This window comes from Streptomyces fuscichromogenes, assembly GCF_014645815.1.
In the GTDB taxonomy this organism is placed as follows: Bacteria; Actinomycetota; Actinomycetes; order Streptomycetales; family Streptomycetaceae; genus Streptomyces; species Streptomyces fuscichromogenes.
In genome coordinates this window covers 111230-125968 of the sequence record NZ_BMML01000022.1, presented here as the reverse complement: position 1 = coordinate 125968, position 14739 = coordinate 111230, and the positions used below count along the sequence as shown (strand labels likewise).

Below are 14739 nucleotides of genomic sequence, written 5' to 3'. Positions count from 1 at the left end.
GGCGAGTCCTTGGCCGACGCCGATGCAGAGGGTGGCGGCGGAGGCGCTGGGCCTGGGCTGGTCGCTGCCCCACTGGCACGCCGCCCGCGTATGCGCGCTCCTCGAACAGGGCGCGCTGGACGACGCGGCGGTGGAGGCCGAGGCCAGTCTGACGGTGGCGGACGAACTCGAGATCACCCTGCCGAATCCGCAGGCCCGCGCGATCCTGGCGCTGGTGGAGATCAGACGCGGCTTCCTCGCCAGGACCAAGGAGCACCTCGGCACCGCGGACACCGGCTCCGGCGCGCTCACCCAGCGGTACGGCCCCTGGGTGTCACTGGCCCGCGCCTGCCTGGCGGACGCCGAGCGCGAATCCGGCGCGGCGGCGGTACTGGCGGAGAGCTTCGCGCGTCACGAACCCGCGCGCCTGCTGGCGCTGCCCCCGTCCCACTGGCCCGAGATCGTACGCATCGCCCTCCGCGGCGGGGACGCGGCCCTCGCCCGGACCGTGTCGGACGCACTGCTCGACCTGGCCGAGCAGGACGGCAGCCGGCAGATCATCGGGGCCGTCCACGCCCACCTGGACGGCCTGCTGCACCACGACTCCGGCGCGCTGGCGTCCGCCGTCACCGGCTACCGGAACACCGGCAGACCGCTGGCGCCGGCGGCGGCCTGTGAGGACCTCGCCGAGCTGATGACGGAAGCGGGCGACACCGCGTCGGCGATCCGGTACTTCGAAGAAGCGGGCCGCCTGGCATCGGACTGTGGCGCCGGACACGACCAGGAGAGGATCAGAGGACGGCTGAGCCGGCTCGGTGTGCGTACGGCCCCCGTGCGCACCCACACGGTCGGCCCCCAGGGGTGGGCGAACCTGACCGAATCCGAGCGGAAACTCATCCCGCTGGTCGTCGAGGGCCTGACCAACCGGGCCATCGCCGACCGGCTCTTACGTGTCCGTGCACACCGTCAGCACCCATATGAAGCACATCTTCACCAAGCTCGGCATCAACTCACGGGTCGAGCTGACCCGGGTGGCGATCGAGCGGCCGACCAGGTCACCAGATCACGCGAGGTGCGGGTATCCCTCCAGATCAACACTTTTCGTACTGGCGATCGCCGGTACAAGGAGGAACGGCAAGGGAAAAGCCCGCACGGCGCATCGCAACCGCGGTCGCTTCTCTCGCCGTCGTCGCGGAGACGCACGATCCCTGGAGCCGGGGCGGAGGAACCCCGGGTCCGCATCGGCGGCCCGGACTCCACCAGGCCCTACGACAGGTCCTTGCTCAACGTCTCGGCGATGAGCTTCGGTTCGCTGTCCGCCGACGCCGTCCTCGCCCTCAAGCCGGGGGCGGCTCACCGCTTCCGCCCCTGACCTGCCCCGCGGGCGAACGATCGCCCGCGCTTTCGGCGACCGCCGCACAGGGAGTGAGCTGCACGATGAACGCCATGCGTACCGCCCCTGCCCACCCACCGGCCGCATCGGAGCCCGGAACCCTGGCGAACCGGCGTAGGAATCCCGGCGCCCGCCGGGCGGTCAGCCGGGTTGCAGGACGAAGTCGTACTCGGCCCGCAGGTACGCCACCTCGATCGTGCCGCCGTCCGGAGCGGCGCCCGCCGGCCGTTCGGCGAAGGGGGTGATCAACGCGTCCTTGGTGCCGAAGACGACGTCGGACTCCAGGTACTGGCCGCCCTCCTGGAACAGGTGGGTGGTCAGCTTCCGGTAGCCGGGCTCGTCGATGAGGAAGTGGACGTGCGCGGGCCGGAAGTGGCTGATGTCCGTCTTGCGCATCAGGTCGCCGACAGGGCCGTCCATGGGGATGGCGTAACCGCGCGGCGCGATGGTGCGGATGCAGTACGTGCCGTCCTCACGGGTGCGGTACTTGGCCCGAAGCCGGGCCTCGTCGATCTCCGGGAGCTGGGCTTCGTAGGCGCCGTCGGCGTCGGCCTGCCAGACGTCGAGCACGACGCCCGGGAGGGGCTTGCCCTCGGTGTCGGTCACCTTGCCGGTGAAGAACAGCGGTATGCCCTCGATGCCGTCCGACATGTCGAAGCCGTAGGGCGCGGTGGGCGAGCCGTCGACGTGGAACGGCCCGAGCACCGTGGCGGGAGTCGCCTGGGGCGCGAACCTGTTGTTCAACTGCACGACAAGGGTGCTCAGTCCGAGCACGTCGGAGGTGAGGATCAGCTCCTGTCGCTTGTCGTCGCAGGTCTGGCCGGCCGCGGTCAGCCACTCGATCGCGGCCATCCACTCGGCCTCGGTGAGCCGCACCTCACGCGCGAACTCGTGCAGGTGACGGACGAACGCGGTCATGAGTTCGCCCAGCCGCGGCGAGTGCGCGGTGGCCCAGCGCTGGACGGCCAGCTCGGTGATGTTGTCCTCGTCGACGAACACGGTTGCGGCTCCTTGGTCTGCGGGCGGTTGCGGCGTGGCGCGGCGGGCGGCGGGCGGTGCGGTGGTGCCGCGGTCGCGGGTTCAGTCCTCGCGTCGTCCTTGTGCGAGGGGTTCCGGGGCGTAAGGGTCCGGCGGGACAGGGGTGTTGTTGAGGTCGACGGACAGGAAGACGTCCTGTGCGACCGGGTGGCGCAGCTCCTCGGCGAGCTGCCCGATCAGCCCGGCGGTACGGGCCAGCAGCGCGAAGCCGCGCAGCAGCGGCAACGGGAGACCGAGGTCCGCGAGGGCGGCGCCGCAGACCCCCGCTCCGTTGAGCGGAAGCGTTCTGTTCAGCACGGCCGGGTGGACTCGGCCGATGGCGGCGAACAGGCTCAGATGCGGCCCGAAGACGCCCTCCTCCTGAGCGATGCGCATCAGCCGCGGCGTACGGGGATCACCCTCCTTGTGCACGTGGTGCCCGAGCCCGGGGACGAACTTCCCGGCCTGGCGCTGCTCCTGGACCGTACGCAGGGCGACCTCGTCCCAGCCCGCCTCGTGGGTGGGCAGGGCGCCGTCCAGGGACTCCAGTACGTCGTGCAGGAAGCGGCCGGTGTCCTCGGTGACACCCAGGAAGCGGGAGCCGCCGCCGAGCAGACCGGCGGCGAGCGCGCCCTGGACCGAGTCCGGCGCGGAGAGGTAGGTCAGGCGGGTGACGATGGCCGTGGGGGTGAAGCCGTGGTCGGCCAGCGCGGCGAGCACGGCCTCGAAGACACGTGTCTCGCCGGGGGTGGGCCGCCGCTGGGTGGCCAGCCAGAACGCGAGCTCACCGAAGCCGACCGAGCCCATGATGTCCTCGGCCAGATCGTGCCCGAGCAGGGTGATGGTCCTCAGGTCGGAGGCGCCCAGCGCGGTGGGGTAGGCGGGTCGGGGTGTCGGCTCAGCCATGGTCGGTCCCCTCGACTCCCGATTCGGCTTCCTCGACTCGGGACAGCCACTTGCGCAACTCCTCGCCGTGTTCGTCGAGTTCCGGCGGCGGCAGCCGGTAGGCGGCGGGAGTGGCGGAGAACCGGATCGGATGCCGGGTGGTGGGCACCGCGCGGTCCCCCTCTCCCACGATGACGACCGGGTCGAGTCCGAAGCGCTCGGCCATGGCGAACCCGCCGTCGATGGTGTTGATCGGTCCGCTCGGTACGCCGGCCTCCACCAGTGCCTCGAACCATTCGGTGGCGCCGCGCGTCACCAGCCTCTCGACCAGCAACGGCCGCAGCTGTTCGCGGTGGGCGGTGCGGTCGGCGTTGCGGGCGAACCGCGGGTCGTCGGCGACCTCCGGTATGCCGAGCACCTCGCACAGCTTGCGGAACTGGCCGTCGTTGGCGGCGGTCACGATCAGGTCGTTGTCGGCGGTGGGCAGGGGCTCGTAGGGGAAGACGCTGGGGTGGGCGTTGCCCATCCGGTACGGGACGGTGCCGCCGGCGACGTAGGCCGAGCTGTGGTTGACCAGTCCGGTCAGCGCCGAGGACAGCAGGTTCACCTCGACGAGCTGGCCCGCGCCCGTGGCGTCCCGGTGCCGCAGCGCGGCGAGGATGCCGATCGCGGCGTGATTGCCCGCCATGACGTCGAACACGGATATCCCGGCCCGATAGGGCGGCCCGTCCGGGTCGCCGGTCAGGCTCATGAGCCCGGAGATGGCCTGCACCATGAGGTCGTAGCCGGGGACATGGCGGCCGGGCCCGGCACCGAAGCCGGTGATCGACGTGTAGATCAGACCGGGGTTGTCCCGCCGGAGCGAGTCGAAGTCCAGGCCGTACTTGGCCATGCCGCCGGGCTTGAGGTTCTCGATCAGGACGTCCGCCCGGCGGGCGAGCCTCCGGGCGACCTCGGCGCCGTCCTCGTCACGCAGGTCTAGGGCGATCGAACGCTTCCCCCGGTTGATCCCGAGGTAGTAGGTCGAGACCTCGCCCCGGGTGGGGGGCATCCAGGTCCGGGTGTCGTCGCCGTGCGGTCCCTCGACCTTGACCACGTCGGCCCCCAGGTCGGCGAGCAGCATCGTGGCGTACGGCCCGGCAAGGATCCGCGAGAAGTCCGCGACCAGCACCCCGGAAAGCGGTGCCGCGGTGCCCTGCCGAACGGGCTTGGCGCTCTGTGACATCGTTCTCGCCTCCTCGTCCGCACAGCGGACGATCGTCCGGAAAGCGATTCTGTGTCCTGGACGGAGAAGGCGTCAAGCCTTCACGCCCACGCCCGACGGCCGGACGGCGTGCGGTGCGGACTCCAGGCGGGCGAAGTCCACACTGATCTCGCCGGCGGCCTGGAGGAGCAGCGGCAGGTGGTCATTGAGGAGCACCTCCACCGAGGTCTCGGCGGCATGCGCGTTGACGTTGACGCTCGCGACGACCCGGCCCGAGCCGTCCCGCAGCGGGGCGGCCACCGAACGGATGCCCCTGGCCAGCTGCTCGTCGGTCATCGCCCATCCCCGTGCGCGCACTTCGCGCAGCTCCGCCTCCCACTCGGCCCGGTCCGGGTGCCACACCGAGTCCAGGCCGGAGCGGCTCGGCTCGGCGAGGACCCGGGCCGCGTCGTCGGGCGGCAGGGCGGCCAGCAGGACCTTGCCGAGCGAGGTGGGCAGCGCGGGGAAGCGGGTGCCGATCTGCACCGCCAGGGTGACGATCTTGGGCACCGAGACCCGTGCCACGTAGACGATGTCCGAGCCGTCGAGCTGGGCGATCGAGCAGGACTCGTTCGTGCGCTCGACCAGCCACTCCAGGTGCGGACGGGCCACGTCCCACAGCCCCATCGAGCGGACGTAGGCGACGCCGAGTTCCAGGACGCGCGGGGTCAGGGCGAAGCCGCCGGCCTGCGGGCGTACGTATCCCAGCTCGGCCAGGGTGAGCAGGATCCGGCGCGCGGTGGGCCTGGCCAGTCCGGTCGCGGTCGCCACGTCGGTCAACGACATCACCGGCTGCCGGGGCCGGAACGCGGTGATCACCTCCAGGCCTCGGGCCAGCGCCTCGATGAAATCGGGCCCGGTTCCTTCACGCGGCATGGTGGCTCCTCTGGACGTCGTCGACTTCACTCCGCGCATGTCCGCCTCACGGACAGTGCACCGCGGGCACTCTACGCAGGAAAACAGGCTCCTGTGTCCATGGTCCGGCGTCAACGGCTGCGGTACGACCGTAGAGCGGACGCTCACCGGCACATCCGGGTGGAGCTCGGAATACGCACAGTATTGACAGCGATCGGCAGCCTGATGACCATCAGACAGCAACAACGAGCCGCCATACGGACACTCGTCCGATGCAGAGTGGGAGATTCAGTGATGAGCCAGTCCACCCCATTCCAGGCGGGACGCCCCGTCGTCTTCCGCGGCGGCACGGTGCTGCCCATGGACCGCGCGCGACGGGTGCTCACCGACACCGACGTGCTCGTGACCGGCGACCGGATCACCGCGGTCGGCCCGCACCTCGCCGTCCCGGAGGGCGCGACGGAGATCGACGCGTCCGGCGGCATCGTGATGCCCGGCATGATCGACACGCACCGGCACATGTGGCAGACGGCGATGCGCGGTTACGGCGCCGACTGGACCCTGACCCAGTACTTCGTCTGGTACTACCTCGAACACGGCAGGGCCTTCCGGCCCGAGGACGTGCACGCCGGAAACCTCCTCGCCGCCGTCGAAGCGCTGGACGCCGGTGTGACCACGGTCGTCGACTGGTCACACGGACTGCAGACGGTCGACCACGCCGACGCGGCCGTGGACGCGCTCCGGTCGGTGCCCGGACGGTTCGTCCTCGCCTACGGCAACATCCAGCAGGCCCCGGCGGAATGGACCGCGGCACCGGAGTTCCGGGACTTCGTCCGCCGCCGCATCACCGGCGACGACATGCTGGGCTTCCAACTCGCCTTCGACGTCACCGGCGACCCCGCCTTCCCCGAGAAGCCCGCCTTCGAGGTGGCGCGCGACCTGGGCGTCGCCGTCACCACCCACGCCGGCGTCTGGGGTGCCACCAACGACGACGGCATCCGGCTGATGCACGAGCACGGATTCATGACCCCCGAGACGGTCTATGTGCATGCCTCCACCCTGTCGGCCGACTCCTACCACCGCATCGCAGCGACCGGCGGCTCGGTGTCGGTGTCCACGGAGAGCGAGCAGAGCGCCGGCCAGGGCTATCCGACGACCTGGGCGGTCCGCTCCCACGACATCCCCGTCTCCCTGTCGATGGACACGAGCGTGTGGTGGAGCGGCGACCTGTTCTCCGCCATGCGCACCACCCTCGGCGCGGACCGCGCCCGCGAGCACCTCGAAGCCCACGCCGGCGGCGAGACCGTCACCCACTGCGCGCTCCGTGCCGACCAGGTCGTGGAGTGGGCGACTCTCGGCGGCGCCAGGGCACTCAGCCGCGAGCAGGACCTGGGCAGCATCGAGCCGGGCAAGAAGGCCGACCTCGTGCTGCTGAAGAACGACCACTCGCCGGTCTCGTTCCCGTTGCTCAACCCCTACGGCCATGTGGCGTTCCAGGCCCAGCGCGGCGATGTGCACACCGTGGTCGTCGACGGCCGGGTGGTCAAGCACGAGCACCGGCTGCTCGGCGTCGACCTGGCCGCGGTGCGGCGCACGGTCGAGCAGACCGTGGAACACCTGCGGTCGACCATGGGCGAGGAGGCATGGGCGAAGGGCATGAACCCGGACGTCCCCGAGACGAAGGTCCTCGACAACCCCTACACGTACACCGACTACCGCAGCGCTTCGACACACGGCCGCTGACCGGCCGGACGGCGCCGGGCCACCCCGACGGACCTGTGCGCCGCCTCCCGCCGACGCCGACGCCGACGTCGGTCGTCGAGCCCGGTCCACCAGGGACCGGGCTCGACGGTTTTCATCGCCGCCGGACCGGCGACCGCCACACGCACGAAGCGGTCCGGGGTGCCGAACGGCCTGCGCAGCTCCAGCCGCCGGACGATCAGGGGCACCATCCGCGATCACCTGTCATGGCTTCCGCGAGACCATGGACCCATGCGACAGGAGGCCCTGGGCATCTTCCCCGTCCCGTCACCGTCACCGTCACCGTCGGCATCGGCATCGGCGTCCGCGTCGTCCGGCTCAACGCATTCTGAACGGCACAAGGAGAACAGTCCGTTGACCCATGGCATCACCGTCCCCGTCGGCTACTACGAGCGCATCGACGAGCACCGCTACAAACCCACCGTCCACGCGGGCGGTGCCTGGGATCCGGACGAGCAGCACTTCAGCCCGCTCGGCGGTCTCGTGGCCCACGCCATCGACCACCACTTCGCCGGACGCCCCGGCAGCGACGCGCTGGTCCTTGCCAGGATCAGCTACGACATCCTCGGACGCCTTGCCCTCGACGAGTGCGAGATCCAGGTGGCGACCATCCGCTCGGGCCGCACCATCGCACTCGTGGAAGCCACCGTACGCATCGCCGGCCGCCCCGTGGTCCAGGCCCGTGCCTGGCTGCTCGTCACCCTCGACACCGCCGACGTCGCCGGCGGCCCCGGTGTCCCGCTCGCCCCGCCCGACTCGCTGGCCTCATGGCCGATGACAGAGACATGGCCCGGCGGCTACATCGCCTCCCTCGACGTACGGCCCCTCGCTCCGCCCGGCCCCGGCCGTACGACCGCCTGGGTCTCCACGTCGCTCGACCTGGTGGCGGGCGAGCCCAGCAGCCCGCTCGCGTCGTATCTCGCCCTGGTGGACACGGCGAACGGTATCGCCGTACGACAGCCGCCCACCGCGTGGATGTTCCCCAACGTCGACCTGACGGTTCATCTCCACCGGCAGCCGGTGGGCGACTGGGTCGGCCTGGACACCACCGTCACCTTCGGCCCCACCGGCCAGGGCCTGACCAGCACCGTCCTGCACGACCTGACCGGACCGGTGGGCCACGCGCAGCAGATCCTCACCGTCCGCCCGCTGCCGGGCTGGTGACCCGGGGCGGGGCCGGGACGCCTCAGGCCGGGCCGCAGGAAGAGGAGTGCCTGCTCACCCGGTCGGACGAGGAGCGGCCGGAGTCGCTAGGAGTTGCTCCACCCGGTCGTGCTGGAATACGAGTCCAGCAGGTCCACCACGAAGAGCAGGGTCGAGCCGGCCGGGATCAACGGCGAGGGCGACTGATTGCCGTAGCCGAGACGCGGGGGGACGGTGATCTCGCGCCGACCGCCGACCTTCATCCCCCTCACTCCCCGGTCCCAGCCCTTGATGACCTTGCCACTGCCCAGGGCGAACTTGAACGGCAGGCCCCGGTCCCAGGAGGCGTCGAACTCCTTCCCGGACTCGAAGGTCACCCCGACATAGTGGACCCTGACCACCATGCCCGGCTTCACCTCGGCCCCGTCGCCGACGACCAGGTCCCGGATGGTCAGCTCGGTAGGAGCCTCGCCCTCCGGGACGTGGACCTCGGGCTTCGTCGGTTCACTCATCGCAGCCTCATCACTCTCCGCCGGAAGCCGTCGCACGGACCAGCCGGACACCTGGACACTCCCTGCCAGATGGTCACGCTACCGAGGATGCCGGTCCCCGGAGCGCACGGCGGGCGGCCCAGGCGACGCACCCTCCCGGATGGGCCAGAAAGGCGGGATCGCGTACGGCGACCCGTCGGCGCCCAGGAGTTCGAGCCGGGCGGCGACGGGTTCCGTGAGCGACGGCCATGCCATCATGCTCATACGAACCGGCCGCAACCCGCACCCAAGCCGTGTCCACCCTGGAAGAGGTGACTGTCGTCAGCGAGACCTCGGACGCGGCGCGGGTCGAGACGCTCTGGTTCACATATGGCCACGACCCGGATTCCGGGTACTACGACGTTTTCGAGCGCACCGCCTTCGTCCTGGTCAAGCGGACGAAGGGTGGCGCCTGCACTCCAAGGAAGAACTCGGCTACGAGTGACAGCTGACTGACGTCTCCGGCCCCGGATTCCCCGTCCGTCACCTCAGCCCGCCAGGAAATGGACCGGTCGTCATTCGGTCACTCACGAGGTGCGGGTGATCGCCTTCTCTTGTCGCCGCATGTCATCAGTATGCGTGAACAGCCCACGGCACCTCGAACACGGTGGGGGCGGGAAGGCCGCTGTCGCGGGGCCGCTCCTTGGCCTCGGAACGAAACGACTCCCAGGCGTCGCGGACGAGCCGACCGCCCCGTCAAGCACAGCGGCCCCGGCGTTGCGGTCGTGGACACGTCCGTCGAGGAGGGAACTCATGGACGACGCGGCCAACCGCGATTCGGCGTCTATGGGGGCGCGGGGTGCCCTCGCCGCAGCGGGTTCGCCGACCGCGACGAGCCCGGCTCCGGCACCGAATCCCACGGCGGCGGTCAGCCGGATCGCGGTCCTCGGCGGCGCGGAACGGCGTGCGCGACCTGCGGCGGGCGAGCCGCGCGGGCCGGACCGGCATACCACCCATCCCCAGGCTCGATGACTGGGGACCTTGTACGTCGTTTCGGGCACTTCTTACGCTGCCGTGCAATTTAGTCGGGCCGTTTCGCTCCGTGACCCGGCACCGACTCGCACAGGCTCAAAGGAGAGTCCCCACGATGACCGCAAGACCAGCGACCGCGGCCACCGCCACGACGCGCCGCAACCGCACCGTCCGGATCTCGGGCGCTCTCTGTGCCGCGGCCCTGCTCACCGTCACCGCTGCGGGCTGCAGCAAGAAGAGCTCCGACAGCACGAGTGCCGGCGCCGACTCGTCGTCCTCGTCCTGCGGCACCGTCCCGGCGGCGAAGTTCAACGACACGGCCGGCCTGATCAAGGCCCTGGGCTCGGACTACACCGCGGCGTACAGCGGCTACTCCGGCACGGTGCAGATGAGCGCGTGGGCGAACTGGGAGGGCAAGAAGTCCGGGACGATCACCGTCGGCATCTCCGAGTCCCAGCTCACGAACCCCTACCAGACACTGATCAACAACGCGCTGCAGAAGTACCTCAAGGCGCAGGGCTACAAGGTCATCGACCTGGTGTCCACCAACGAGGTCACCAACCAGATCTCGCAGTTCAACCAGTTGATCACCGACAAGGTCGACCTGATCATCTACCAGCCGCTGGCCGCGGGCTTCGAGTCGGTCGTCGACAAGGCCGCCAAGGCCGGCATCCCGTCCATCTCGGTGCTCAACAACGTGGCCGACGCCAACACCGTCAACGTCGTGCCGAACGCCTTCGCGGCGGGTGAGGCGCAGGCCGCCGCCCTGGCGAAGTCCATGGGCGGAAAGGGCACCATCCTCGGCGTGCACGGGATCAAGGGCGTGCCGATCGACACGGACACCTTCAAGGGCGCCAAGGCCGCACTGGCGAAGTGCTCCGGCATCACGCTGGACGACTCGATCTACACCGACTTCTCGCCCACCACCGCCCAGACCAAGGTCCAGCAGTACCTGGCGGCGAACCCGACCAAGACCATCGGCGGCGTCCTGGAGGGCGGCCCGATGACCACGGGCATCATCTCGGCCTTCCAGAAGTCCAACGTCACCGTGGCGCCGGTCGCCGACAACGGTCTGACCAAGGGCGGGGTGGCGTACTGGGCGGCCAACCAGAGCAGCTACAAGGGCGTCGGCCTGTTCAACCCGGCCGACGGACTGGCCAAGGCCGTCGTCCAGGTGGCCAAGCACATGCTCGACGGTGACGGGATCAAGGCTTCGGACATCGTCATCAATCCGCCGCTCGTGACGAGCGACAACCTGTCGAACTTCTCGAAGTCGAGTTTCAAGACCGGTGACGCCTCCACCATCACGGTGGGCGACGTCGGCCAGACATTCGCGGAGACGAGCTACATCGACGGCTTCTTCGGCTCGTAGGGAGCAAGTACGTTGAGCGAGCAGAGCCAGGTGGCCCTCGAAGTCACCGGTCTCGCCAAGTCGTTCGGGGCGACCAGGGCCTTGCGGTCCTGTTCGCTCCGGCTTCTGGCGGGCGAGGTCCATGCCCTGATGGGCGAGAACGGGTCCGGCAAGAGCACCTTGGTCAAGATACTCACCGGGGTGCACGCCCCGGACTCCGGCGGCTACCGGGTCGGCGGCCGTGCGGTCCGCCTCGGCGGGCCCGCGGCGGCGATCGCGGCCGGTGTGATGGCCGTCTACCAGGAGGTTCTGGTGGTCGGCCCCCGCTCGGTGCTGGAGAACGTCTGGCTCGGCGCCGACGGGGTCTTCCGGCGGAAGATCTCCGAGGCGGACAAGCGGGCCAGGGCCGCCGCCGTACTGGGCGAACTGCTCGGCGAGGCACCCGACCTGGACACTCCGGTCGAACAGCTCTCGCTGAGCGACCGGCAGGCCTGCGGCATCGCCCGCGCGCTGGTCCGCGAGCCCCGGGTGCTGATCCTGGACGAGGCCACCAGCGCGCTCGACGTGGCCACCCGGGACCGGCTCTTCGAGGCTCTCGCCCGGCGCAGGTCGGCAGGCATGGCCGTGCTGTTCGTCTCCCACCGCATGGACGAGGTCGACGCGATCTCCGACCGGGTGTCCGTCCTGCGCTCGGGCGAGTCGGTGGCCACCCTGGAGGCCGCCGACGCCACCACGGCCGAGCTGGTGCGCCTCATGACCGGCGCCGAACACCTCACCGACATCCCCGAGGGCGGCGCGCCGGCGCACCGCAGCGGCCCCGCCGCGGACGCGCCGGTACTGCTGCGGGTGCGCGGGCTCAGGCTCCGTCCGGACGCCGACCCGGTCGACTTCGAGCTCCGGGCCGGAGAGACGGTCGGCCTGGCCGGGCTTGAGGGCCACGGCCAGGACGCCTTCATCAACGCGCTGTGGCACGGTCCCGCGGGTGCGGGGTCCGTCGCACGGGTGGAGGTGGGCGGCGAGACCGAGATCCGCTCGGAACAGCGGGCGGCAGCGGCCGGCATCGGGTACGTACCGCGCGACCGGCGCGGCGAGGCCCTGTTCGGGACGCTCTCCATCCGGGAGAACTTCTCGGCCGCGACCCAGGACAAGGACACCCGCTTCGGGCTGCTGTCGCGGGCCTCCGCGCTGGGCCGCTTCGCGGAGTACCGGTCCGGCCTCAAGGTCCGGATGGGCCGCGAGTCCGACCCCATCACCACCCTGTCCGGCGGAAACCAGCAGAAGGTCGTCATCGCCCGCTGGCTCGCCCGCCGCCCGGACGTACTCCTGCTCAACGACCCCACCCGGGGCGTGGACATCGGCGCCAAGCGCGACATCTACGCCCTCCTCGACGAGCTGACCGCACGCGGTGTCGCGGTCGTCATGCTCTCGACGGAGGTCGACGAGCACATCGAGCTCATGGACCGCGTCCTCGTCTTCCGCGAGGGCTCGCACTCCACGACCCTCGACCGCCCGTCCCTGACCCGTCAGTCCCTGGTCGCCGCGTTCTTCGGCCGCACGGTCACCTCATCGGTCGCCGGCTCCGCCTCCCCGGATGGTGACTCATGAATGCCCTCGACTTCCTGCGGGGCCTGCTCGGCAAGCGCCCGTACGCGTTCGCCGGGCTGCTCGCACTGCTCCTGCTGGTGGTCAACACCGCCCTCCAGCCGGCGTTCCTGGCCTTCGGCAACTGGGCGGCGGTGCTCGCGTCCTTCGCACCGCTGGCCGTCGCGGCGATGGCCAGCACCCCGGCGATCCTCTCGGGCGGCGGCGGCATCGACATCTCGATCGGCCCGCTGCTGACCCTGATCGACATCGTCATCGTGGCGAACCTGCTCCCGAACGGACTCACTTCGCCCTTCGTGGTGATCCCCGTCTGCCTGGCGATCGGCGCCGCGATCGGCGCGGTCAACGGCGTGCTCGTGGCCGTACTGCGCTTCCAGCCGGTCGTGGCCACGCTCTGCGCCAACATCGTCATCGGCGGCCTGGCCACCCAGGTCCAGGGCGACACCGTCCCCTCCGGCAGCACCTCGTGGACCAAGGACCTGGCCGGTTCCTTCGGCCCGGTTCCCGGCGCGCTGCTGACCATCGGCGCCCCGCTGGTGATCTGGTGGGCTCTGTCCCGGACGCCGTTCGTCAAGGCGCTGTACGCGGTCGGCGGCGACGACGCCACCGCCTTCTCCGCCGGTGTGAACGTACCGAAGGTCCGGATCGCCGCCTACTCCCTCGGCGGGCTCTACGCGGGCATCGCCGGAATCGCCCTGATGTCCCTCATCAGCGAGGGCGCGGCCAGCATGTCCGCGCAGTACACCCTGCTCGCCATCGCCGCGGTGGCTTTGGGCGGCACCTCGCTGGCCGGCGGCCGGGGCTCCCTGCTCGGCTCGCTGCTCGGCGCCGCGAGCATCTACCTGATCAACAACCTGCTCAACGTGGTGAGGGTGTCCACCCTGTGGTCCACCGCGATCTACGGCGCGATGCTGCTCTTCGCCGTGGTCGTGGGCGCCGTGTTGACCAACGCCCGCAGGAGGGCCGTCGCATGACCACAGACACCGCGGTCGCGGACCCGACGACGGGAGAGGGCGGGGTTCCCCTGCTCCACACGCTCAACGAGTGGCAGCGCCGGGTCCCGCTGCTCCAACTGCTGGCCCTGGCCGCGCTGTACGTCTACGGCCTGAGCACCATCGAGGGCTTCGGCTCGCAGCGCGTGCTCTACGCGATCCTCGTCAACGCCTCCCTGCTGGGGCTGGCGGGCGCCGGGCAGACCATCGTCGTCCTGGTGGGCGGGATCGACTTCTCCATCGCGGCGTTCATCTCGGCCGGCAATGTCATCATCGCCGAACTGTGCGGCACCGACCACTGGTCCACCGGGGCCGCGGTGGCGGTCGCGCTCGCCGTCGGCGTGCTGGGCGGACTCGTCAACGGAGTGCTGTCGTACCGCTTCAAGGTCGAGCCGCTCATCGTGACGCTGGGCGTCAGCGCGCTGCTGTCCGGTCTGGTGCTGAAGTGGATCAACGGCTCCGCCACCGGCGTCGCCCCGGCGTGGCTCGGCACGCTGACCGCCGCCAACGGCACCACCTTCGGCATCGGCATCCCGCCGGTGGTCGTCATCTGGGCGGTGGTGGCGATCGTCATCGGCCTGGTGCTCACCCGCACCCGGGCCGGCCGGAACCTCTACCTGACCGGCGTCAACCAGTCGGCGGCCCGGCTCGCCCTGGTGCGGGTCAACCGCACCTGGATCTACGCGTACGTAGCCAGCGCGGTGCTCGCCACCTGCGTGGGCATCCTGCTGGCGGGCTACTCGGGCTCGGGCAACGTCACGATCGGCGACCCCTATCTCTTCCAGTCCCTGGCGGCGGTCATCGTCGGCGGCACCATGTTCGGCGGGCGCGGCGACTACTGGCGTACGGTGCTCGGCGCGCTGGTGCTGTCGGTGGTCGCCCTGCTGCTCAGCGCCAACCAACTGTCGTCGGCCGCACAGGACATGATCACCGGTGGGCTGATCCTGGTCGTCGTCGGGCTCTACGGCCGGGAAAGGCGGCTGCGCGACCGCATCTGAAACGCCGAGGGCCCGCAC

14 protein-coding genes are annotated in these 14739 nt (G+C 70.5%); 8 read left to right on the top strand and 6 right to left on the bottom strand.

Annotated features, from left to right (window positions below):
* Positions 1–22: 22 nt before the first annotated feature.
* A complete protein-coding gene (locus tag IEZ11_RS52780) occupies positions 23–1351 on the top strand; it encodes a hypothetical protein (RefSeq protein WP_444544943.1) in 1329 nt (442 codons plus the stop codon).
* A gap of 162 nt (positions 1352–1513) precedes the next feature.
* Here the strand turns inward: IEZ11_RS52780 and IEZ11_RS36800 are convergent, their stop codons facing one another.
* The 4 genes from IEZ11_RS36800 to IEZ11_RS36785 all read right to left on the bottom strand — a co-directional run bounded on the left by IEZ11_RS36800 (position 1514) and on the right by IEZ11_RS36785 (position 5393).
* A complete protein-coding gene (locus IEZ11_RS36800; RefSeq protein WP_189267340.1) occupies positions 1514–2371 on the bottom strand; it encodes a dioxygenase family protein in 858 nt (285 codons plus the stop codon).
* A gap of 81 nt (positions 2372–2452) precedes the next feature.
* A complete protein-coding gene (locus IEZ11_RS36795; RefSeq protein WP_189267339.1) occupies positions 2453–3295 on the bottom strand; it encodes a citryl-CoA lyase in 843 nt (280 codons plus the stop codon).
* On the bottom strand, positions 3288–4499 hold the full coding sequence (locus IEZ11_RS36790) for a CaiB/BaiF CoA transferase family protein (protein ID WP_189267338.1): 1212 nt from the start codon (positions 4497–4499) through the stop codon (positions 3288–3290). Before IEZ11_RS36790 ends, IEZ11_RS36795 begins: the two co-directional genes overlap by 8 nt.
* 72 nt (positions 4500–4571) lie before the next feature.
* Complete coding sequence (locus IEZ11_RS36785) at positions 4572–5393, bottom strand: IclR family transcriptional regulator domain-containing protein (protein WP_189267337.1); 822 nt, start codon at positions 5391–5393, stop codon at positions 4572–4574.
* Between the two features lie 273 nt (positions 5394–5666).
* Here IEZ11_RS36785 and IEZ11_RS36780 point away from each other — a divergent pair, with 273 nt between their 5' ends.
* A complete protein-coding gene (locus tag IEZ11_RS36780) occupies positions 5667–7115 on the top strand; it encodes an amidohydrolase family protein (protein ID WP_189267336.1) in 1449 nt (482 codons plus the stop codon).
* On the opposite strand, the gene IEZ11_RS36775 is transcribed toward IEZ11_RS36780, so the two are convergent.
* Positions 7085–7324, bottom strand: a complete 240-nt coding sequence (locus IEZ11_RS36775; protein ID WP_189267335.1) for a hypothetical protein — start codon at positions 7322–7324, stop codon at positions 7085–7087. The two genes, IEZ11_RS36780 and IEZ11_RS36775, sit on opposite strands and share 31 nt — an antisense overlap.
* 163 nt (positions 7325–7487) lie before the next feature.
* Here IEZ11_RS36775 and IEZ11_RS36770 point away from each other — a divergent pair, with 163 nt between their 5' ends.
* Positions 7488–8297 carry a thioesterase family protein gene (locus IEZ11_RS36770; protein WP_229713586.1) on the top strand — a complete coding sequence of 270 codons (810 nt, stop codon included), beginning with the start codon at positions 7488–7490 and terminating at the stop codon, positions 8295–8297.
* An 86-nt stretch (positions 8298–8383) separates the two neighbouring features.
* Here the strand turns inward: IEZ11_RS36770 and IEZ11_RS36765 are convergent, their stop codons facing one another.
* Positions 8384–8788 carry an FKBP-type peptidyl-prolyl cis-trans isomerase gene (locus tag IEZ11_RS36765; protein ID WP_189267333.1) on the bottom strand — a complete coding sequence of 135 codons (405 nt, stop codon included), beginning with the start codon at positions 8786–8788 and terminating at the stop codon, positions 8384–8386.
* Positions 8789–9078: 290 nt separating this feature from the next.
* Here IEZ11_RS36765 and IEZ11_RS36760 point away from each other — a divergent pair, with 290 nt between their 5' ends.
* The 5 genes from IEZ11_RS36760 to IEZ11_RS36740 all read left to right on the top strand — a co-directional run bounded on the left by IEZ11_RS36760 (position 9079) and on the right by IEZ11_RS36740 (position 14721).
* Positions 9079–9258 (top strand): hypothetical protein, encoded by a 180-nt coding sequence (locus tag IEZ11_RS36760; protein WP_189267332.1) that lies wholly within the window; start codon positions 9079–9081, stop codon positions 9256–9258.
* A 635-nt stretch (positions 9259–9893) separates the two neighbouring features.
* Positions 9894–11150, top strand: a complete 1257-nt coding sequence (locus IEZ11_RS36755; RefSeq protein ID WP_189267331.1) for a substrate-binding domain-containing protein — start codon at positions 9894–9896, stop codon at positions 11148–11150.
* A gap of 12 nt (positions 11151–11162) precedes the next feature.
* Complete coding sequence (locus tag IEZ11_RS36750; RefSeq protein ID WP_189267330.1) at positions 11163–12734, top strand: sugar ABC transporter ATP-binding protein; 1572 nt, start codon at positions 11163–11165, stop codon at positions 12732–12734.
* On the top strand, positions 12731–13705 hold the full coding sequence (locus IEZ11_RS36745) for an ABC transporter permease (RefSeq protein ID WP_189267329.1): 975 nt from the start codon (positions 12731–12733) through the stop codon (positions 13703–13705). Before IEZ11_RS36750 ends, IEZ11_RS36745 begins: the two co-directional genes overlap by 4 nt.
* Complete coding sequence (locus IEZ11_RS36740; protein ID WP_189267328.1) at positions 13702–14721, top strand: ABC transporter permease; 1020 nt, start codon at positions 13702–13704, stop codon at positions 14719–14721. The genes IEZ11_RS36745 and IEZ11_RS36740 overlap by 4 nt, the downstream gene beginning before the upstream one ends.
* The last annotated feature ends 18 nt before the right edge of the window (positions 14722–14739 follow it).